At 71.9% G+C, this 19,325-nt stretch carries 18 protein-coding genes; 11 read left to right on the top strand and 7 right to left on the bottom strand.

All coding sequences use genetic code 11. The features are described from left to right. Positions 1-52: 52 nt before the first annotated feature. Together AC07DF_RS34825 and AC07DF_RS34820 are read right to left on the bottom strand one after the other, a co-directional pair. The gene (locus AC07DF_RS34825) at positions 53-2,326 is read right to left on the bottom strand and encodes an ATP-binding cassette domain-containing protein (protein ID WP_478980434.1); all 2,274 of its coding nucleotides are present in this window, start codon (positions 2,324-2,326) and stop codon (positions 53-55) included. 10 nt (positions 2,327-2,336) lie between these two features. Next, positions 2,337-3,962 carry an ABC-F family ATP-binding cassette domain-containing protein gene (locus AC07DF_RS34820; RefSeq protein ID WP_478980432.1) on the bottom strand — a complete coding sequence of 542 codons (1,626 nt, stop codon included), beginning with the start codon at positions 3,960-3,962 and terminating at the stop codon, positions 2,337-2,339. A gap of 293 nt (positions 3,963-4,255) precedes the next feature. Between AC07DF_RS34820 and AC07DF_RS34815 the strand changes: the two genes are divergently transcribed. After that, positions 4,256-4,909: a GOLPH3/VPS74 family protein gene (locus AC07DF_RS34815; protein WP_478980430.1), complete on the top strand. Its 654-nt coding sequence runs from the start codon at positions 4,256-4,258 to the stop codon at positions 4,907-4,909. A 61-nt stretch (positions 4,910-4,970) separates the two neighbouring features. Beyond that, complete coding sequence (locus tag AC07DF_RS34810) at positions 4,971-5,807, top strand: isocitrate lyase/PEP mutase family protein (protein ID WP_478980428.1); 837 nt, start codon at positions 4,971-4,973, stop codon at positions 5,805-5,807. A gap of 1 nt (position 5,808) precedes the next feature. On the opposite strand, the gene ssgD is transcribed toward AC07DF_RS34810, so the two are convergent. After that, on the bottom strand, positions 5,809-6,225 hold the full coding sequence (gene ssgD, locus AC07DF_RS34805; protein ID WP_184588159.1) for a spore wall synthesis regulator SsgD: 417 nt from the start codon (positions 6,223-6,225) through the stop codon (positions 5,809-5,811). Positions 6,226-6,549: 324 nt separating this feature from the next. Here ssgD and AC07DF_RS34800 point away from each other — a divergent pair, with 324 nt between their 5' ends. From AC07DF_RS34800 to AC07DF_RS34790, 3 genes are all read left to right on the top strand, one after another. Further along, entirely contained in the window at positions 6,550-7,575 is a 1,026-nt protein-coding gene (locus AC07DF_RS34800; RefSeq protein ID WP_478980426.1) for a WD40/YVTN/BNR-like repeat-containing protein, read from the top strand. Positions 7,576-7,645: 70 nt separating this feature from the next. Continuing rightward, entirely contained in the window at positions 7,646-7,969 is a 324-nt protein-coding gene (locus tag AC07DF_RS34795) for a plasmid stabilization protein (RefSeq protein ID WP_478980424.1), read from the top strand. Positions 7,970-8,044: 75 nt separating this feature from the next. After that, entirely contained in the window at positions 8,045-8,737 is a 693-nt protein-coding gene (locus AC07DF_RS34790) for an endonuclease V (RefSeq protein WP_478980422.1), read from the top strand. Here AC07DF_RS34790 and AC07DF_RS34785 read toward each other — a convergent pair. Further along, positions 8,725-8,919 carry a hypothetical protein gene (locus tag AC07DF_RS34785; protein WP_478980420.1) on the bottom strand — a complete coding sequence of 65 codons (195 nt, stop codon included), beginning with the start codon at positions 8,917-8,919 and terminating at the stop codon, positions 8,725-8,727. The two genes, AC07DF_RS34790 and AC07DF_RS34785, sit on opposite strands and share 13 nt — an antisense overlap. Positions 8,920-9,099: 180 nt before the next feature. On the opposite strand from AC07DF_RS34785, the gene mmpA reads away from it, so the two are divergent. Beyond that, on the top strand, positions 9,100-9,246 hold the full coding sequence (gene mmpA / locus AC07DF_RS34780; protein ID WP_478980418.1) for a morphogenic membrane protein MmpA: 147 nt from the start codon (positions 9,100-9,102) through the stop codon (positions 9,244-9,246). A gap of 22 nt (positions 9,247-9,268) precedes the next feature. Here the strand turns inward: mmpA and AC07DF_RS34775 are convergent, their stop codons facing one another. Further along, positions 9,269-10,447: a saccharopine dehydrogenase family protein gene (locus tag AC07DF_RS34775; RefSeq protein ID WP_478980416.1), complete on the bottom strand. Its 1,179-nt coding sequence runs from the start codon at positions 10,445-10,447 to the stop codon at positions 9,269-9,271. Between the two features lie 92 nt (positions 10,448-10,539). On the opposite strand from AC07DF_RS34775, the gene AC07DF_RS34770 reads away from it, so the two are divergent. The 4 genes from AC07DF_RS34770 (at position 10,540) to AC07DF_RS34755 (ending at position 15,624) form a co-directional block, all read left to right on the top strand. Beyond that, entirely contained in the window at positions 10,540-10,920 is a 381-nt protein-coding gene (locus AC07DF_RS34770; RefSeq protein ID WP_478980414.1) for an MmcQ/YjbR family DNA-binding protein, read from the top strand. 111 nt (positions 10,921-11,031) lie between these two features. Then, positions 11,032-12,177 carry a CaiB/BaiF CoA transferase family protein gene (locus tag AC07DF_RS34765; RefSeq protein WP_478980412.1) on the top strand — a complete coding sequence of 382 codons (1,146 nt, stop codon included), beginning with the start codon at positions 11,032-11,034 and terminating at the stop codon, positions 12,175-12,177. Positions 12,178-12,188: 11 nt separating this feature from the next. After that, positions 12,189-13,403 carry an acetyl-CoA C-acetyltransferase gene (locus tag AC07DF_RS34760; protein ID WP_478980410.1) on the top strand — a complete coding sequence of 405 codons (1,215 nt, stop codon included), beginning with the start codon at positions 12,189-12,191 and terminating at the stop codon, positions 13,401-13,403. A 34-nt stretch (positions 13,404-13,437) separates the two neighbouring features. Beyond that, positions 13,438-15,624, top strand: a complete 2,187-nt coding sequence (locus tag AC07DF_RS34755; protein WP_478980408.1) for a 3-hydroxyacyl-CoA dehydrogenase NAD-binding domain-containing protein — start codon at positions 13,438-13,440, stop codon at positions 15,622-15,624. On the opposite strand, the gene AC07DF_RS34750 is transcribed toward AC07DF_RS34755, so the two are convergent. Continuing rightward, positions 15,610-16,326 carry a MerR family transcriptional regulator gene (locus AC07DF_RS34750; RefSeq protein ID WP_478980406.1) on the bottom strand — a complete coding sequence of 239 codons (717 nt, stop codon included), beginning with the start codon at positions 16,324-16,326 and terminating at the stop codon, positions 15,610-15,612. The genes AC07DF_RS34755 and AC07DF_RS34750 overlap by 15 nt on opposite strands. A 234-nt stretch (positions 16,327-16,560) precedes the next feature. Here AC07DF_RS34750 and AC07DF_RS34745 point away from each other — a divergent pair, with 234 nt between their 5' ends. Then, the gene (locus AC07DF_RS34745; protein WP_478980404.1) at positions 16,561-18,027 is read left to right on the top strand and encodes an amino acid permease; all 1,467 of its coding nucleotides are present in this window, start codon (positions 16,561-16,563) and stop codon (positions 18,025-18,027) included. A 69-nt stretch (positions 18,028-18,096) separates the two neighbouring features. On the opposite strand, the gene AC07DF_RS34740 is transcribed toward AC07DF_RS34745, so the two are convergent. Beyond that, the gene (locus AC07DF_RS34740) at positions 18,097-18,984 is read right to left on the bottom strand and encodes an arginase family protein (RefSeq protein WP_478980402.1); all 888 of its coding nucleotides are present in this window, start codon (positions 18,982-18,984) and stop codon (positions 18,097-18,099) included. Positions 18,985-19,325 lie beyond the last annotated feature (341 nt).

The following is a 19,325-nucleotide window of genomic DNA, read 5'->3' as shown; positions in this document are numbered from 1 at the left end:
CCAGCCTTCTGCCCAACCGATTCGGGCGGGTGGGTGGGCAAAGGCAAGCCCCCTACCCCCGCCGCACCACCCGCCGCAGATGCTCCCCGGTGGACGACCCCTCCGCCTCCAGGAGCTGCCGCGGCGTTCCCTCGAAGATGACCTCGCCGCCGCCCCTGCCGCCGTCCGGGCCGAGGTCGATCACCCAGTCGGCGCGGGCGACCACGTCCAGGTTGTGCTCGACGACGACGACCGTGTTGCCCGTGTCGACCAGCCGGTCCAGCAGGACGAGAAGCCCCTCCACGTCCGCCATGTGCAGACCGGTCGTCGGTTCGTCGAGAACGTAGACCACGCCCGTCCGGTGCAGCCGCGTGGCCAGCTTGATGCGCTGCCGCTCGCCCCCGGAGAGCGTGGAGAGGGGCTGGCCGAGCGTCAGATACGTCAGCCCCACGTCCCGCAGGGCTCGCAGCCGGCGCCGTACGCCCGTGTCGTCGAAGAAGCCGAGCGCCTGCTCGGCCGTCATCTCCAGGACGTCGGCGATGGAACCGCCCCGCACGGTGAGCCGCAGCACCTCGTCCCTGAAGCGCCGCCCCTCGCAGTCGTGGCAGGTCGTCGTCACGGGGTCCATGAAGGCGAGGTCGGTGTAGATGATCCCCCGGCCCTCGCAGGTGCCGCAGGCACCGCTCGAGTTGAAGCTGAAGAAGCCCGCCTCGGCCCCCGTCTCCCGGGCGAAGATCTTCCGTACCGTGTCCATGATCCCCAGATAGGTCGCCGGAGTGGACCGGCCCGAGACCCCGATCGACGACTGGTCGACGACCACGGCCTCGTCGTGGGCGTCGGTGAACTCCGCGACCAGGGTGCTCTTTCCCGACCCGGCGACCCCGGTCACCGCCGTGAGCACACCGGCCGGGAACCGTACGGTGACGTCGCGCAGGTTGTGCCGGTCCGCCCCCTTGACCCAGAGGTCGCCGACGGGCCCGCGCACCTCGTCCTTGACGGTCGTACGCGTGCGCAGACAGCGGCCGGTGAGCGTGCCGGACGCGGCCAGCTCCTCAGGGGTGCCCTCGAACACCACATGGCCGCCCCCGGCGCCCGCCCCCGGCCCCATGTCCACCACATGGTCGGCCAGCGCGATCACGTCCGGGTCGTGCTCGACGACCAGCACGGTGTTGCCCTTGTCGCGCAGCCGCAGCAGCAGATCGCCGAGGCGGCCCACATCGCGCGGGTGCAGGCCCACGCTCGGTTCGTCGAAGATGTACGTCATCCCGGTCAGGCTGGAGCCGAGGTGCCGCACCGTCTTCAGCCGCTGCCCCTCCCCTCCGCTGAGCGTGGCCGTCTCCCGGTCGAGGCTGAGATAGCCGAGCCCGATGGTCTCGATCCGCTCGAGTGCGGCCACCGCAGCCCCCGCGACCACCCCGGCGACCGGGTCGTCGATCTCCTTCAGTACGGCGATGAGGTCGGTGACCTGCATCCCGGCGCAGTCGGCGATGGAACGCCCGTTGATCCGGGTCGCCAGCGCCGCCGGGTTGAGCCGGGCTCCCCGGCAGGCCGGGCACACGCCCTCCACCAGGAACTCCCGGACCAGGTCGCGGGTCTTCTGGCTCATGGCCGACAGGTCCCGCTTCAGGTACAGCCGCTCGAACCGGTCGGCCAGCCCCTCGTAGTCGGTGTTCCAGGTGCCGCCGGTGCCGTTGACGGTGACCTTGCTGCCGGGCCGCCCGCGCATCAGGAACTCCCGCTCGGCGGCCGTGAACCGGCCCACCGGCTTGTCGGGGTCCAGCTCGGCGCTGTTCGTGTACGTCTGCCCCTGCCAGGTCCCGGCGGCGAACGGCGGGAAGCGGACCGCCCCGTCGGCGAGGGAGCGGTCCGGGTCCACGATGCGGTCCCAGTCGGGCCGGACCGTACGGCCGAGGCCGTCGCAGTCGGGGCACATGCCCGACGGGTCGTTGAATGAGTAGGCCGTGGCCGGTCCGGCGCTCGGGGTGCCGTGCCGGGAGAACAGCACCCGGATCACCGAGTAGACGTCGGTCATGGTGCCGACGGTCGACCGGGAGTGGCCGCCGACCGGCCGCTGGTCGACGACGATCGCGGGGGAGAGGTCCTCCAGGCCGTCCGCGTGCGGCCGCTCGTACTTGGGCAGCCGGTTGCGGACGAACCAGGGATACGTCTCGTTGAGCTGGCGCTGCGACTCCACCGCGATCGTGTCGAAGACGACGGACGACTTCCCCGACCCCGAAACGCCGGTGAACACGGTCAGCCGGCCTTTCGGGATGCGGAGGGTGACGTCCTTGAGGTTGTTCTCGCGTGCTCCGGTCAGGGTGATGGCATCGTGCGTGAAGTCGGTCATGCCGCCGACGCTAGGCGGGATACCCGACAGCCTCTGGCGTGATTTCCTTCAGTTCTCCGTCCTCCAGCCGCAGCCAGCGCGTGATGCCGATCGACTCCAGGAACGGCAGGTCGTGGCTGGCCACGATCAGCGCCCCCTCGTAGGACTCCAGGGCCGTCGTCAGCTGCCGCACGCTCGCCATGTCGAGGTTGTTGGTCGGCTCGTCGAGCATGAGCAACTGCGGCGCGGGCTCCGCCAGCATCAGCGCGGCCAGCGCCGCCCGGAAGCGTTCGCCGCCGGACAGGGTCGCCGCCTTCTGGTCGGCCCGGGCTCCCCGGAACAGGAAGCGGGCCAGGCGCGCCCGGATCCGGTTGTTGGTGGCGTCCGGCGCGAACCGGGCCACGTTCTCGGCGACGGTCAGCTCCCCGTCGAGAACGTCGAGCCGCTGCGGCAGGAACCGCAGGGGGACATGCGTCCGCACGTCGCCCGACTCCGGGTCCAGCTCGCCGGTGATCGTGCGCAGCAGCGTGGTCTTGCCCGAGCCGTTGCGCCCGATCAGCGCGACCCGCTCGGGACCGCGCAGCTCGAAGCCGCCCGCCACGCGGGCGCCGTAGCGGAGCCCGAGATCCTGGAGGGTGAGGACGGTACGCCCCGGCGGCACGGCCGTGTAGGGCAGGTCGACACGGATCTCGTCGTCGTCCCGTACGGCCTCCACCGCCTCGTCGAGACGCTCCCTGGCCTCGGCGAGCTTCTCCTCGTGCATGATGCGGTGCTTGCCCGCGGACTCCTGTGCCGCGCGCTTGCGCGCCCCCATGACGATCTTCGGCTCGCGCTTCTGTTCGAACATCTTCTGTCCGTACCGCTTGCGGCGGGCCAGCTTGACCTGGGCGTCGGCCAGTTCGCGCTTCTGTTTGCGGAAATCGGACTCGGCGACGCGCACCATGCGCTCGGCCGCCTCCTGTTCGACGGCCAGGGCCTCCTCGTAGTCCGAGTAGTTACCGCCGTACCAGGTGATCTCCCCGGAGCGTAGATCCGCGATCTGGTCGACGAGGTCCAGGAGCTCACGGTCGTGGCTGACGACGACCATCACGCCCGGCCAGGACTGGACGGCCCCGTACAGCCGCCTGCGCGCGTACAGGTCGAGGTTGTTGGTCGGCTCGTCCAGCAGCAGCACGTCGGGCCGGCGCAGCAGCAGCGCGGCCAGGCGCAGCAGGACCGACTCGCCGCCCGAGACCTCGCCGACGGTGCGGTCCAACTCGACGTGCCCGAGCCCGAGTTCGCCCAGGGTGGCGAGGGCGCGCTCCTCGACGTCCCAGTCGTCGCCGACGGTCTCGAAGTGCGCCTCGGCCACGTCGCCCGCCTCGATGGCGTGCAGCGCGGCCCGCTGTGCGGCGATGCCGAGTGCCTGGTCGACGCGCAGGGTGGTGTCGAGCGTGACGTTCTGCGGGAGGTAGCCGACCTCGCCGGCGACGCGGACGGCGCCGTCGGCCGGTGCGAGTTCACCGGCGATCAGCTTCAGCAGGGTTGATTTTCCCGATCCGTTGACACCGACCAGGCCGGTGCGGCCCGGGCCGAACGCGACGTCCAGGCCCTCGAAGACGGAGGAGCCGTCGGGCCAGGTGAAGGAGAGGGACGTGACGGTGATGGAAGCAGGCATACGGGGCCTCTTTCGCGGTTGCTTGATGCGGTCAGGGGCAAACGCGTATCGAGACACCTGCGACCAGGGAGGAAGGAGTCCACGGGCATGAGAAAAGCCCCGCACCGGAGGACGGCTCGATCGCCGAGGTCGCACGCAGCGCACACACCTGATGTGTGTGACGCGGTGTCTCAGGACCTCAGACGAGCAACGTCCTTCTCCAATCGGCGGCAACAGGACGCTCCCCAACGTACGAGGGGGTGTCAGGCCTGTCAACGCATTAACGTCAGGCCCGAGCGCCTCCAGGAGGCCCCGTGACCGACGGCCCGCTCTCGCTGCCCGCCCGGCTCTGCCTGCTGGCCTGGGACTCCGCGCGGCCGCCGGCCGCACACGCCGGCCACCTGGCCGGCCTGGTGCGGGCCGGCGCCCTCACCGAACTGGCCCAGCGCGGCCTGCTCACCGACGATGACGGCATCGCCACACCGGTCGACCTCGACGCGCGCGCCGGTGACGCGGTCCTCGACGGGCTGCTGGAACTGGTCCACGAATCGTGCCCGCACTCCTGGCGCACCTGGGTGACACTGCGGGCCCGGGTGACCCTCGACGCCGTGCGGGAGCAGCTCGTGGCCGGGGGGTATCTGCGGGCGGAGAAGAAGCGGGTCCTCGGTGTGTTCCCGTCCGTCGAGTACGCGCTGGAGCGCGCCGCCGCCGTGGACGCGCTGCGGGACGAGACACGACGGATCCTCCTGGGGCCCCTGCCGGTCGCCGAGACGTCCGAGCGGGACGCGGCGCTCGTCGCCCTCGGCGCCGCGGCGGACCTGCTGCCCGAGAAGGACGTCCGCGCCCATGGGCAGCGGGTCGAGGAGCTGACCGTGCGCGCCGGGGCGGTGGCGCCCGGGCTGGGGGAGATCGTGCGCGAGGTGCGTGGGGCGGTGGCGGCGGAGTCGAGGGCGCCCGCCCGGACCTGACCCACGTTCATGCCGGATTCCCGCCAGCCACGGCCCCCGCCCCGCTGCTTGGGTTGCCCGTATGACGAAACAGAACGACCTGGCCTCGGCCTTCCGCGCCCTGCACGTCCCCGGGACCCCGCTGGTCCTGCCCAACGCCTGGGACGCCGTGAGCGCCCGGCTGGTCGAGGAGGCGGGGGCCGCCGCCGTGGCGACGACCAGTGCCGGGCTCGGCTGGGCGCTCGGCGCGCCGGACGGCGAACGGGTGGAGCGCGACGCGGCCCTCGAAGCCGTCGCCCGCATCGCCGGCGCCGTGACCGTCCCCGTGACCGCGGACATCGAGAGCGGCTACGCAGAGGACGCCGAGGGCGTCGCCGGCACCGTCCGAGCGGTTCTGGCCGCGGGAGCGGTGGGCGTGAACATCGAGGACGCGCTGTACGACGCCGGCGCCGGAGCGGGCGGAGCGCTGCGGGACGTCGAGGAGCAGGCCGGGCGGATCGCCGCCGCCCGCGAGGCGGCTGACGCGGCGGGCGTGCCGCTGTTCGTCAACGCCCGGACCGACACCTTCCTGAGCGGTGCCGGGGGAGTAGGTCCGACACTGGAGCGGGCCGCCGCGTACCTCGCCGCCGGGGCCGACGGGATCTTCGTCCCCGGGGCCGTCGACCCGGGGATCGTGAAGGAACTCGTGGACGGTGTCGACGGGCCGCTGAACGTCATGGCAGGCCCGGGCGCACCGCCGGTCGCCGAACTCGCGGCCCTGGGAGTGGCTCGTGTCAGTGTGGGCTCGGGCGTCGCCCAGGCCGCCCACGCCCTGGTCCGCCGAGCCGCGCGGGAGCTGCTGGAGACGGGGACATACGGGTCACTCGCGGACGCTCTGGACTACGGCGAGGTCAACGCCCTGCTGGCGCGGGGACGTTAGCTCAGCACGCGTCCCGCATCAGCTCCGCCAGACCGTGGTCCAGATCCAGCTGGAGGTGCTCGAGACCGACGGGCACGAGCTCGCTCGTGGCCTCCAGGAACCGGCGCACCTCACTGGAACGGACGTGCACGACGGCGGTGCCCTCGGGGGCGTGGAACTCCAGCACCGTGCGGTCGTACCCGTAGGGCCGCACCCGCACGTCGCCGTGTCCCTCGGCCTCCTTCAGGCCCGCGGCGAGCAGCTCACGGGAGAAGGTCCAGCAGACCTCCACGCCCTCCAGCGTGGCCGGGGCGGGGAAGGTCATGCGGACGGCGAACGGGTCACGTCGGTCGTAGTGGAGCGTCGCGGGAATGCTCGGCATTCGCGGCGCGGCGGCGACGAGACGGGCCTCCACGGGCTGCTCGATGACGATGGACAACGCCTTGCTCCCTTGTGACGGCTGGACGGACTTCCGGCCGTATGAGGCCGGGCATTGGAAGAGACGCCGGATTCAGCCAATCCGTGCACACGAAAGGCGAGTGACCTCCGTCACCGCGTTCATGCACCAGAGTGACGTGACTCTCCTCATGTGCCACGGCGGGCACTTGTGGCGACCGCCGGAACACCCGGGACGCCCGCGAGGCCGTCTGGACGGCGCCCGGGCGGTGGGCTAGCTTCCCCGGCCATGAGGCGCTTGGGGAGCACGCGACGGACGGGACGAACACGGCGCGGAACGACCGCGGTGGCGGCATGCGCGGCGGCAATGGCCGCCCTGACCGCGCTACCGGCGCAGGCGCACGAGCCCGAGCACCGGGTCCCGCACTGGGAACTGAAGGACACCGGCACCCCGGAGGTACGGTTCCGCGGCCTCGCCGCCGTCAGCCGGAACACCGCCTGGGCCGCCGGGACCGGCGGCACCGTGCTGCGCACCACCGACGGCGGGGCGACCTGGCGGAACGTCTCGCCCCCGGGCGCGGCGGAGTTGCAGTTCCGGGACGTCGAGGCGTTCGACGCGCGCCGGGCCGTGGTCCTGGCCATCGGCGAGGGCGAGGCGTCCCGGGTGTACCGCACCGACGACGGCGGGGCGACCTGGACGGAGTCCTTCCGCAACACCGACCCGAAGGCCTTCTACGACTGCCTCGCCTTCTTCGGCCCCCGCCACGGCCTCGCCATGAGCGACCCGGTGGACGGGAAGTTCCGCATCCTGTCGACCGGCGACGGCGGCCGTACCTGGAAGGTGCTGCCGAACGCGGGCATGCCGGCCGCGCAGGACGGCGAGGCCGGATTCGCGGCGAGCGGCCAGTGCCTGGTCACCTCCGGGCCGAAGGACGTCTGGCTCGCCACCGGCGGGGCCGCACGCGCACGCGTGCTGCACTCCGCCGACCGAGGGCGCACCTGGACGGCCACCGACACGGCCCTCCCGGCGGGCGACCCGGCCCGCGGCGTCTTCGCGCTGGCCTTCCGCCACCGCGGCCACGGCCTCGCCGTCGGCGGTGACTTCCGCCCCGACCAGCCCTCCCCGCGGGCCGCCGCGCGCACCCCCGACGGCGGCCGCACCTGGCACCCCGCCGCCACACCCCCGCCCGCCTACCGCTCCGGCGTCGCCTGGCTGCCGCACAGCCGCACCACCGCCCTCGCGGTCGGCCCCACCGGCACCGACCTCACCGCGGACGGCGGCCGCACCTGGCGGACGGTCGACACCGGTTCCTACGACACCGTCGACTGCGCCCCGGACCGAGGGTGCTGGGCCGCCGGTGAGAAGGGCCGGGTTGCCCGCCTGGAGCACTGAGCATGCGGACCGCCCTGATCGTTGGCAATGTGGGTACTCGTTCACTGGTCGTGAAAGGAAGTGAGCGGTGATGCCACGCGGTTCCAGCTCCAAGCGGGAGCGCCAGTACGAGCACATCAAGGACAGCGCGAAGGACCGGGGCGAGAGCACCGGCCGCGCCAAGGAGATCGCCGCGCGGACGGTGAACAAGGAACGCGCCCGCTCCGGCGAGTCGAAGACCGCAAGCCGCACCTCCACGAAGGACATGTCCTCCGGCAAGCGCGGTGGCCGGCGGTCGGGCCAGGGTTCTCAGGGCCCCACCTACGACCAGCTGTACCAGGAGGCCAAGCGCAAGGGCGTCGAGGGCCGTTCGAACATGAACAAGAGCCAGCTGCAGCGCGCACTGAACAAGTGAGGCGCGGGTCTCCCGAGGCCGGCGGGACGCCCTGGTCCCGCCGGCCTCCGCGCTGCCCGTAGGCTCGGCCCCACCATGACGACCGTACGCATCCCCGAAAGCTGGCCCGCGACCGAGGAACAGGCCCGCGCCGTCCAGGACGAACTGCGCGAGCGCGTGATCCTCGACGAACCCGGACCACCGCCCGGCACGGGCCATGTGACGGGGGTCGACGTTGCCTACGACGACGAACGCGACGTCGTCGCGGCGGCAGCCGTCGTCCTCAACGCGTCGAGCCTCGAGGTCGTCGCGCAGGCCACGGCGGTGGGCCGCGTCTCCTTCCCCTATGTGCCCGGACTGCTCGCCTTCCGCGAGATCCCCACGGTCCTGGCCGCGCTCGACGCCCTGCCGCTCCCGCCGGGCCTGGTGGTCTGCGACGGCTACGGCCTCGCCCACCCCCGCCGCTTCGGCCTCGCCAGCCACCTCGGCGTCCTCACCGGCCTCCCCACGATCGGCGTCGCCAAGAACCCCTTCACCTTCGCCTACGACGACCCGGACACCCCGCGCGGCAGCAGCTCCCCGCTGCTCGCCGGCTCCGAGGAGGTCGGCCGCGCCCTGCGCACCCGTGAGGCCGTCAAGCCGGTCTTCGTCTCGGTCGGCCACCGCGTGACGCTCGCGGTCGCCTGCGCCCACACCCTCGCGCTGACCCCCGGGTACCGCCTCCCGGAAACCACCCGCAGAGCGGACGCGCTGTGCCGCGAGGCGCTCAGGGAGACCTACTCGGCCTGACCGTCCACCCGCCAGCGGCCCACCTCGCGATACTCCGAGTCGTAGATCGCCGATTCGTCCCCGGGGACGAGGTCGTAGTGGCGCAGATTGCCGGCCCAGTACCTGAGGATCCGGCCCAGTTCGCCCGCCGGGTCCTTCGCCAACGCCGCCTCGTCCAGGGAAACTTCCAGGAGGAATCTCATGCCTTCAAGGATTTCATTGAACTCCTTGTTGGCAGTTTTCGAGCGGCCCACCAGGGGTGGAACGCCGAAAGTCTCAAGCAGGGGGAAGAGGGGCCGGCGAGGCGGGCGGCCGATCTGAGTACCGGCTCTGAGTACCTGTACGGATGCCCGGCCGTCACCCCGGTCGGCAGGCTGGGGCGCATGACAACGCACCGCGCTCCCAAGCCTGTTGCCGCACCGACCCAGACGGCCGAGCGTGCCGTCACGATCGGGCTCGTCCTGGCCGTGCTGGCGGGGCTCGCCTGGATCGCCGGGATGATCTACACCATCGCCGAGTGGCCGATGTAGGACGGAGCCCCTCGGCGGTCCCTCAGCGGGCCGACGCGACGCGGAAGCGGATGCCCGCCGCGCGCAGCCGGTCGATCAGCGCGTCGCCCATCGCGACCGCCGTGGTGACCTGGCCCGCCGTCTTCGGCAGCTCGTCGAAGGCCAGGCACAGCGCCGACTCGGCGAGCATCTTCGCCGTCTCGTCGTACCCCGGGTCGCCGCCCGAGACCTCCGTGTACACCCGCCGGCCGCCGCCCTCGCCCACGAAGCGCAGGGAGAACCAGCTCTTCGCCCGCTTCTCGGGGCTCGGCCCGTCCCCGGGCTTGAGCCGGTCCGACAACCAGCGCCGCGCGGGCGGCACCTGGGCCGCCGCAACCAGCGCGCCGACGGCCGCGACCCCGCCCACCGCTACGGGCAGGTGCCGGACGGCCGCGTACTGCCGGTAGCGGAAGTCGGGGCCGTACCGGTCGAGGGCCGCCGCCGACCGCCGCACGATCTGCGGGTCGATGGTCGGCATCGGCAGCGCCCAGGCGCCGACCTCCTTGGCGAACCGCGGCGAACCCATCGGCGCGGAGACCCGCCGTCCCACCAGCCGCGGCTCGTGCCGCCGCCGGTCCCGCACGGCCGCCGCCATCTCCCGCTGCCGGGCGAACTGGTTCAGGGCCGAGTTGAAGGTCCCGCCCGAGAAGGCCGCGTCGGCGGTGACGAAACCCTCCACGGTCAGCGGCACGTCCTCGGGCAACTGCCGCACGGTGAAGTACACGCCCAGGTCGTGCGGGATCGAGTCGAAGCCGGCGGCGTGCACCAGCCGCGCCCCGGTCTCCCGCGCGCGGGCGTCGTGCCGGACGTACATCAGGTCCACGAACTCCGGCTCGCCCGCGAGGTCGAGGTAGTCGGTCCCGGCGTCCGCGCAGGCGGCCACGAGTTCCTCGCCGTACTTCACGTACGGGCCGACCGTCGTGGCCACCACGCGCGCCTGCTCGGCCAGGGCGCGCAGCGAGGCCGGGTCGGTGACGTCCGCTCGCAGCACGCCCACCTCCGCGTTGTCCGGCAGTCGCTCGCGCAGCCGCTCCAGCTTCTGCGCGTTGCGGCCCGCGATCGCCCAGCGCAGCCCGTCCGGTGCGTGCGCGGCCAGGTACTCCGCGGTGAGCGCTCCGGCGAAACTGGTGGCTCCGAAGAGCACGATGTCGTACGGACGGTCCGTCCTTTTCAGCCTGCTCATGACACCCCTCGGTCGTGCAGCCCGTGCCGCTGTCGGTGGCCGAGGCTAGCGTGAGGGGTGCGGAGCCCGACGACGAGCCCGGAGGAACGACGATGGCCGTGCCCAGGAATGCCCTGAAGAAGTGGGAGAAAGTGCGCGAGTTCGCGCTGAGGCTGCCGGGCGCCGTCGAGGAGTTCCCCTGGGGCGAGTCCGTCGCGAAGGTCAACAAGAAGGTGTTCGTCTTCCTCGGCGTCCAGGACGGCAGCTACCCCCTGGGTGTGACGGTGAAGCTCAAGGACGACACGGCCCACGCCCACGCCATGTCCAGCCCCGGAGCCGAGCCCGCCGGCTACGGCCTGGGCAAGGCGGGCTGGGTGAGCATCCCCCTGGAGGCGCAGGGAGCCCCTGCCGCGGAGATGCTCTGCGACTGGGTGGAGGAGAGCTATCGGGTGATCGCGCCGAAACGGCTGATAGCGGAACTGGACGCGGACTGACTCCGTCGGGCAGATTACTAAGCGCTTGCTCTCTTCAGGTCTTGTGCCGATCGGAGCGCCTTCTTAGCATCACTGGTGTTACATCAGTTGTGTCACAGCACTGGGGGCTGGATGACCACGGCAAGGACGCCAGGACACGGCCCGCTCACCGGCGTGCGCGTCGTCGAGCTGGCCGGCATCGGGCCCGGCCCGTTCGCCGCCATGCTTCTGGCCGACCTCGGGGCCGACGTCGTGCGCGTCGACCGCCCCGGCGGCCCCGGACTCACCATCGACCCGGCCTACGACGTCACCAACCGCAACAAGCGCTCGGTGGTCGTCGACCTGAAGTCGCCGGACGGCCCCGGCCGCGTGCTCGACCTCGCCGCACGCGCCGACATCCTGGTCGAGGGATACCGCCCCGGAGTCGCCGAGCGCCTGGGCGTCGGCCCCGAGGCCTGCCACGCCCGCAACCCGCGCCTCGTCTACGGCCGGATGACCGGCTGGGGCCAGGACGGCCCGCTCGCCGAGCGCGCCGGGCACGACATCGCGTACATCGCCCCCACCGGCACGCTAGGCATGATCGGCCGGCCGGACGAGCCGCCGGCCGTCCCGGCCAACCTGCTCGGCGACTACGCGGGCGGCTCCCTGTACCTCGTCGTCGGTGTCCTCGCCGCCCTGAACCACGCGCGGGCGACCGGCACCGGTCAGGTCGTCGACGCCGCCATCGTCGACGGCACCGCCCACCTCGCCACGATGATCCACGGCATGCTCGCCGCCGGCGGCTGGCAGGACCGCCGGGGCGCCAACCTCCTGGACGGCGGCTGCCCGTACTACGGGACGTACGAGACGGCCGACGGCCTGCACATGGCCGTCGGCGCGCTGGAGCCGCAGTTCTACGAGGAGTTCCTGACCCTCCTCGGCATCGAGGACCAGGCCGCGGCCCGCAAGGACGTCACCCGGTGGGGTGAACTGCGCGAACAGATCGCGGTCCGCTTCAAGACCCGGACGAGGGACGAGTGGACGGCCGTCTTCGAGGGCTCCGACGCGTGCGTGGCGCCCGTCCTGTCCCTGCGCGAGGCCCCGCGCCACCCGCATCTCGCCGCCCGCGGCACCTTCACCGACCACGGCGGCATCACCCAGCCCGCCCCGGCCCCCCGTTTCTCCGCGACCCCGACCTCCGTCCGCACCGGCCCGGCGCGGCCGGGCGCCGACACGGCGGACATCGCCCGGGACTGGGACGTCCCCGGGCTCCTCCCGTCGTCCCGAAACCCTCAGTGAAAGGCCCCCTCGTGAGCACCGAAGCGTATGTGTACGACGCGATCCGCACCCCGCGCGGGCGCGGCAAGGCCAACGGCTCCCTGCACGGCACCAAGCCCATCGACCTGGTCGTCGGGCTCATCCACGAGATCCGCGCCCGCTTCCCGGACCTGGACCCGGCCGCCGTCGACGACATCGTGCTCGGCGTCGTCGGCCCGGTCGGCGACCAGGGCTCCGACATCGCCCGGATCGCCGCCATCGCCGCGGGCCTGCCCGACACGGTCGCCGGTGTGCAGGAGAACCGCTTCTGTGCCTCGGGCCTGGAGGCCGTCAACCTGGCCGCCGCCAAGGTGCGTTCGGGCTGGGAGGACCTCGTCCTCGCGGGCGGTGTCGAGTCGATGTCCCGGGTGCCGATGGCCTCCGACGGCGGCGCCTGGTTCAACGACCCGATGACCAACCTCGAGGTGAACTTCGTGCCGCAGGGCATCGGCGCCGACCTCATCGCCACCATCGAGGGCTTCTCCCGGCGGGACGTCGACGAGTACGCGGCCCTCTCCCAGGAGCGCGCGGCCACCGCCACGAAGGACGGCCGTTTCGAGCGGTCCGTCGTCCCGGTGAAGGACCGCAGCGGCCTCGTCGTCCTCGACCACGACGAGTTCCCGCGCCCCGGCACCACCGCCGACTCCCTCGCCAAGCTCAAGCCGTCCTTCGCGGACATCGGCGAACTCGGCGGCTTCGACGCGGTGGCGCTCCAGCAGTACCACTGGGTGGAGAAGATCGACCACGTCCACCACGCGGGCAACTCCTCCGGCATCGTCGACGGCGCCTCGCTCGTCGCGATCGGCTCCAAGGAGGTCGGCGAGCGCTACGGCCTCACGCCGCGTGCGCGGATCGTCTCCGCCGCCGTGTCCGGCTCCGAGCCCACCATCATGCTCACCGGCCCCGCCCCCGCCACCCGCAAGGCCCTCGCCAAGGCCGGACTGACCATCGACGACATCGACCTCGTCGAGATCAACGAGGCGTTCGCGGCGGTCGTGCTGCGCTTCGTGAAGGACATGGGCCTGTCCCTGGACAAGGTCAACGTCAACGGCGGCGCGATCGCCCTCGGCCACCCCCTCGGCGCGACCGGCGCGATGATCCTCGGCACCCTCGTCGACGAACTCGAGCGCCAGGACAAGCGCTACGGCCTCGCCACGCTGTGCGTCGGCGGCGGCATGGGCGTCGCCACCATCGTCGAGCGCATCTGACCCCCTCCCGACGGATCACACGGAGCACCTCCACATGAGCACTGAATCCACCACCATCCGCTGGGAACAGGACCGCACCGGCCTCGTCACCCTCGTCATCGACGACCCGAACCAGTCCGCGAACACCATGAACCAGGCGTTCCGCGACTCCCTCGCCGCCGTCACCGACCGCCTGGAGGCCGAAAAGGACTCCATCCGGGGCGTCATCATCACCTCCGCCAAGAAGACCTTCTTCGCCGGCGGCGACCTGCGCGACCTGATCCGCGTCACCCCCGAAACGGCCCAGGAGCTGTTCGACGGCGGCATGGCGATCAAGCGGAACCTGCGCCGCATCGAGACCCTCGGCAAGCCGGTCGTCGCCGCGCTCAACGGCGCGGCCCTGGGCGGCGGTTACGAGATCGCCCTGGCCTGCCACCACCGGGTCGCGCTCGACGCGCCCGGCTCCAAGATCGGCTGCCCCGAGGTCACCCTCGGCCTGCTCCCCGGAGGCGGCGGCGTCGTCCGCACCGTCCGGCTGCTCGGCATCGCCGACGCCCTGCTGAAGGTCCTCCTCCAGGGCACCCAGTACAACCCGCGCCGCGCCCTGGAGAACGGCCTCGTCGACGACGTCGCCGAGACCCGGGAGGACATGCTCGCCAAGGCCCGCGCCTTCATCGACGCCAACCCCGAGGCCCAGCAGCCCTGGGACAAGCCGGGCTACCGGATCCCCGGCGGCACGCCCGCCAACCCCAAGTTCGCCGCCAACCTGCCCGCCTTCCCGGCGAACCTGCGCAAGCAGACGAACGGCGCCCCCTACCCGGCCCCGCGGGGCATCCTCGCCGCCGCCGTCGAGGGCTCCCAGGTCGACTTCGAGACCGCCCAGGTCATCGAGGCCCGCTACTTCGTGGACCTCGCGGCCGGGCAGACCTCGAAGAACATGATCCAGGCCTTCTTCTTCGACCTCCAGGCCGTCAACTCCGGCGCCAACCGCCCCAAGGGCATCGAGCCCACGAAGGTCCGCAAGGTCGCCGTCCTGGGCGCCGGCATGATGGGCGCGGGCATCGCCTACTCCTGCGCCCGCGCCGGCATCGACGTCGTCCTGAAGGACGTCTCCCTGGAGGCGGCCCTCAAGGGCAAGGGCTACTCCGAGAAGCTGTGCGCCAAGGCCGTCTCCAAGGGCCGCACGACCCAGGAGAAAGCCGACGCCCTGCTCGCCCGGATCACCCCCACCGCCGAGGCACAGGACCTGGCCGGCTGTGACGCCGTCATCGAGGCCGTCTTCGAGGACACCTCCCTCAAGCACAAGGTGTTCCAGGAGATCCAGGACATCGTCGAGCCGGACGCCCTGCTGTGCTCCAACACCTCCACCCTCCCCATCACCGCACTCGCCGAGGGCGTCGAGCGCCAGAGCGACTTCATCGGACTGCACTTCTTCTCGCCGGTCGACAAGATGCCGCTCGTCGAGATCATCAAGGGCGAGCGCACCGGCGAGGAGGCCCTGGCCCGCGCCTTCGACCTGGTCCGGCAGATCAACAAGACCCCGATCGTCGTCAACGACTCGCGCGGCTTCTTCACCTCCCGCGTCATCGGGCACTTCATCAACGAGGGCGTCGCCATGGTCGGCGAGGGCATCGAGCCCGCGTCGGTCGAGCAGGCAGCCGCCCAGGCCGGCTACCCGGCCAAGGTGCTGTCCCTGATGGACGAGCTGACGCTGACCCTGCCCCGCAAGATCCGGGCCGAGACGAAGCGTGCCGTGGAGGAGGCGGGCGGCACCTGGACGGCCCACCCCGCCGAGTCCGTCATCGACCGCATGGTCGACGAGTTCGGCCGCACGGGCCGCAGCGGTGGCGCCGGCTTCTACGACTACGGGGACGACGGCAAGCGCGCCGGACTCTGGCCGGGACTGCGCGAGCACTACACCAAGCCGGGGTATCAGATCCCGTTCGAGGACATGAAGGAGCGCATGCTCTTCTCCGAGGCGCTGGACACGGTCCGGCTGCTGGAGGAGGGCGTGCTGACCTCGGTCGCCGACGCCAACATCGGCTCCATCTTCGGCATCGGCTTCCCGGGCTGGACCGGCGGCGTGCTCCAGTACATCAACGGCTACGAGGGGGGCCTGCCCGGTTTCGTGGCACGCGCGCGGGAACTCGCCGAGCGCTACGGAGACCGGTTCACCCCGCCCGCGCTGCTGGTGGACAAGGCGGAGAAGGGGGAGCGGTTCAGCGACTCAGCCCGGGGCTGACCCTTCCCCGGGCTCCGTGAGCCACTCGCCCAGTTCTTCCTTCAGCGACCGCTGAAAGACCGTGAGGAGCGCCTGCACCACCAAGGGGTGCATGTGCGCCGACAGGGACCGCACGTCCCGGGCGTCACGCTCCGCCACCTCGCCCCGGAAGAGCTGGGAGAGTTCACGGGCCGCGGCGCGCGTGTGTTCGATGAGAACCTTGCGCGCCGCGAAGATCGCCTCCTGGGAGAGCGGCACGTCCAGCAGCCCGACGCCCAGCCGGAGCAGACCGAGGCCAGCCTCGTACCCGCCGTCCGTGGGCCTGACCACGCCCATCGCGACCAGCCGCTCGACGTCCTCGGCGCCGAGCGGCCGCCCGGCCCGCCGCTCCAGCTCTCCGGGCGTGACCGTCTCCACGGTGTCCGGCGTCCAGGAGGCGACCACGGCCCGGTGGATGGCGAGGTCGTGTGCGCTCAGGTCCGGGGGCAGCTGCCGCAGCTGGCGCTCGATGCCCGACAGCGTCATGCCCTGCCGCTGCAACTCCTCGATCAGCGCCAGCCGGGCCAGGTGCTCCCGCCCGTAGTGCCCCACACGCCGGGGGCCGAGCACCGGGGGCGGCAGCAGCCCCTTCGTGCCGTAGAAGCGGACCGTGCGCACCGTGACACCGGCCCGGGCGGCCAGCTCGTCGATCGTGAGGGTCGGCTCCTCGGTGTCGGTCGTCATGTGCAGCAGTATCGCTGTCTCACCAGTGCTGTGAAACCTGTGCTGTGAAACCTCCGGTGACCGATGTGACGGTGCTGTGAGAAGTAGCGCTCTGTGACGCATGCCACCGCGTGAGTCGCGCTCGGTGGGGGAAGGTGGCCCCTTGGTCTGTGCCTTTACAGAGGGCGCAGACCTTATGTACGTCCGGAAAGCCGAGCGTGACCCGCTCGGGCGCACCAGAGAAGTGGATCCACCGTGAGCAAGGACGCCGTGAACACGGCAGCAGCCGCATCCCCCAGCGACGCGGCCCAGGTGCCCGCGGACGCGGGTGACGCCGGCTACAGCAAGGACCTCAAGGCCCGCCACGTCAACATGATCGCCATCGGCGGCGCGATCGGCACCGGACTCTTCCTGGGTGCCGGCGGGCGGTTGCACAACGCGGGCCCGGCGCTGGCGATCGCCTACCTGGTGTGCGGCGTCTTCGCCTTCTTCGTCGTGAAGGCCCTCGGCGAACTCGTGCTCTACCGCCCCTCCTCGGGCTCCTTCGTGTCGTACGCGCGCGAGTTCCTCGGCGAGAAGGGCGCCTATGTCGCCGGCTGGATGTACTTCCTGAACTGGTCGACCACCGGCATCGCCGACATCACCGCGATCGCGCTCTACACGCACTACTGGAGCCTGTTCACCGACATCCCGCAGTGGGCGCTCGCGCTGGCCGCCCTCGCGGTCGTGCTGGCCGTGAACCTGATCTCCGTGAAGATCTTCGGCGAGATGGAGTTCTGGTTCTCGATCATCAAGGTCGCCACGCTCGTCGGCTTCATGTTCATCGGCATCTTCCTGATCGCCACACAGCACGAGGTGGGCGGCCAGACGCCGGGCCTGGGCGTGATCACGGACAACGGCGGCGTCTTCCCGCACGGCATGATGCCCGTCGTCCTGGTCATGCAGGGCGTGATCTTCGCGTACGCAGCGCTTGAGCTGGTCGGTGTCGCCGCGGGTGAGACCGCCGAGCCGGAGAAGGTCGTCCCGCGCGCGGTGAACTCGATCATGTGGCGGGTCGGGCTCTTCTACGTCGGCTCCGTCGTCCTGCTGGCCCTGCTCCTGCCCGGCTCGGTCTACTCGGCCGACCAGAGCCCCTTCGTCACGGTCCTGTCGAAGATCGGCGTCCCGGCGGCGGGCGACGTGATGAACCTGGTGGTCCTCACGGCGGCGATGTCCTCCCTCAACTCCGGCCTCTACTCCACGGGCCGCATCCTCCGCTCGATGGCGATGGCGGGCTCGGCCCCGAAGTTCACGGCCCGAATGAACCGCAGCCAGGTCCCCTACGGGGGCATCCTGCTGACCTGCGCGGTGTGTGTGCTCGGCGTCGGCCTGAACTACCTGGTGCCGGCCCAGGCCTTCGAGATCGTGCTGAACGTCGCCTCCCTCGGCATCATCAGCACCTGGGTGATCATCATGATCTGTCACCTGGTCTTCGTCCGCCGCGCCAAGGCGGGCCTGGTCGACCGCCCCTCCTTCCGCCTCCCCGGCACCCCGGTCACGGAGATCGCCACGATCGTCTTCCTGCTGGCCTGCCTCGGCATGATGTGGAACGACCCCGAGGTCGGCCGCAAGACCCTCCTCCTCGTCCCGCTGATCGCGGCCATGCTGATCGCGGGCTGGTTCGGCGTCCGCCGCCGGGTCTCCACGACGGCCGACCAGGAGCTGTCGCAGCTGACGAAGTAGCGGGCCAGGGCCCTTTCACGGCCTTGGTCCGGGCCCCCTTCAGAAGCCTGGCCAGTGGTCGCGACATGCTCAGCCCCGCCGGTCGAAGCCCCGCAGCAGGCACGCGGTCAGACGCTCCGCGATCGACCCGTCGGGGTCCAGCCGTGGGTTGAAGATCGCGATGTCGAGGCCCACGGCTCCGCCGCCCGACAGTGCCGTGCGCAGGACGGTCTCCAGTTCCTGCCAGGTCAGGCCGCCCGGCAGGCGGTAGTCGACGGCGGGCATGGCCGTGTCGTCCAGTACGTCGACGTCGAGGTGGATCCAGTACCCGGCGCCCGCGCCGTCGTCGGTCAGCAGGCCGACGGCGTGCCGGGCCGCCTCGGGCGCCCCCAGGGCACGCACCGTGTCCAGGTCCAGCGCGTGCAGCGCGGGCGGCAGCGGCTGCACGCCGTAGGACGCGGACTCCTCCGTGTCCCGGAAGCCCAGGGCGACGACGTCCTCGTCCCGCACCAGGGGGCCCCGGCCCTCCAGGTCGGCCAACACGCGCGGGCCGCGCCCGGTGGCCAGGGCGAGTTCCATGGAGGCCGCCTCACCGGTGGGTTCCGCCGACGGCTGGTAGAAGTCGGTGTGCCCGTCGAGGAAGAGCAGCCCGTGCCGGTCCCGGCGGCGCAGCGCGAGCAGGTTGCCGAGGAGCACGCTGCAGTCGCCGCCCAGCACCACCGGGAACCGGCCGTCGTCGAGGACCCCGCCGACGGCGTCGGCCAACGCCACGGAGTACTCGGCGATGCCGTCCGGGTTGAGCACCCCGGTGTCCGGATCCCGCTCCGGCGCGTAGGCGGGCGGCTCCACCCGGCCCGCCCGCACCGCTCTCAGCCCCTCGGCCAGCCCGGCCCCGAGCAGCGCCTCCGGCAGTCCCTCGACCCCGGTCGGCCGCAGCCCCAGCACGGACGGCGCCTCGACGATCGCCACATCCCGCACGCCCGGCTCCTCCGAACGAGGCCCGGGCCCGTACACCCGGGCGCATGGGCCCACGGTAGACCGACACCGGGGAGCAGTCGCGCCGACGACCGGGCGGAGCGAGAGCGCAGCCGAGCCCGGCCCGGCGTGAGGCCGCCGCGCCCCCTTGTGCCGCCCTGTCGGCGTGATGCCGTGGGGCCTCCGTGTGCCGCCCTGTCGGCGTGATGCCGTGGGGCCTCCGTGTGCGGCCCTGTCGGCGTGATGCGGTGGGGCCTCCGTGTGCGGCCCTGTCGGCGTGATGCGGTGGGGCCTCCGTGTGCGGCCCTGTCGGCGTGATGCGGTGGGGCCTCCGTGTGCGGCCC

Source organism: Streptomyces sp. NPDC044719, assembly GCF_056433405.1.
This window is presented reverse-complemented; position numbering and strand designations above follow the sequence as displayed.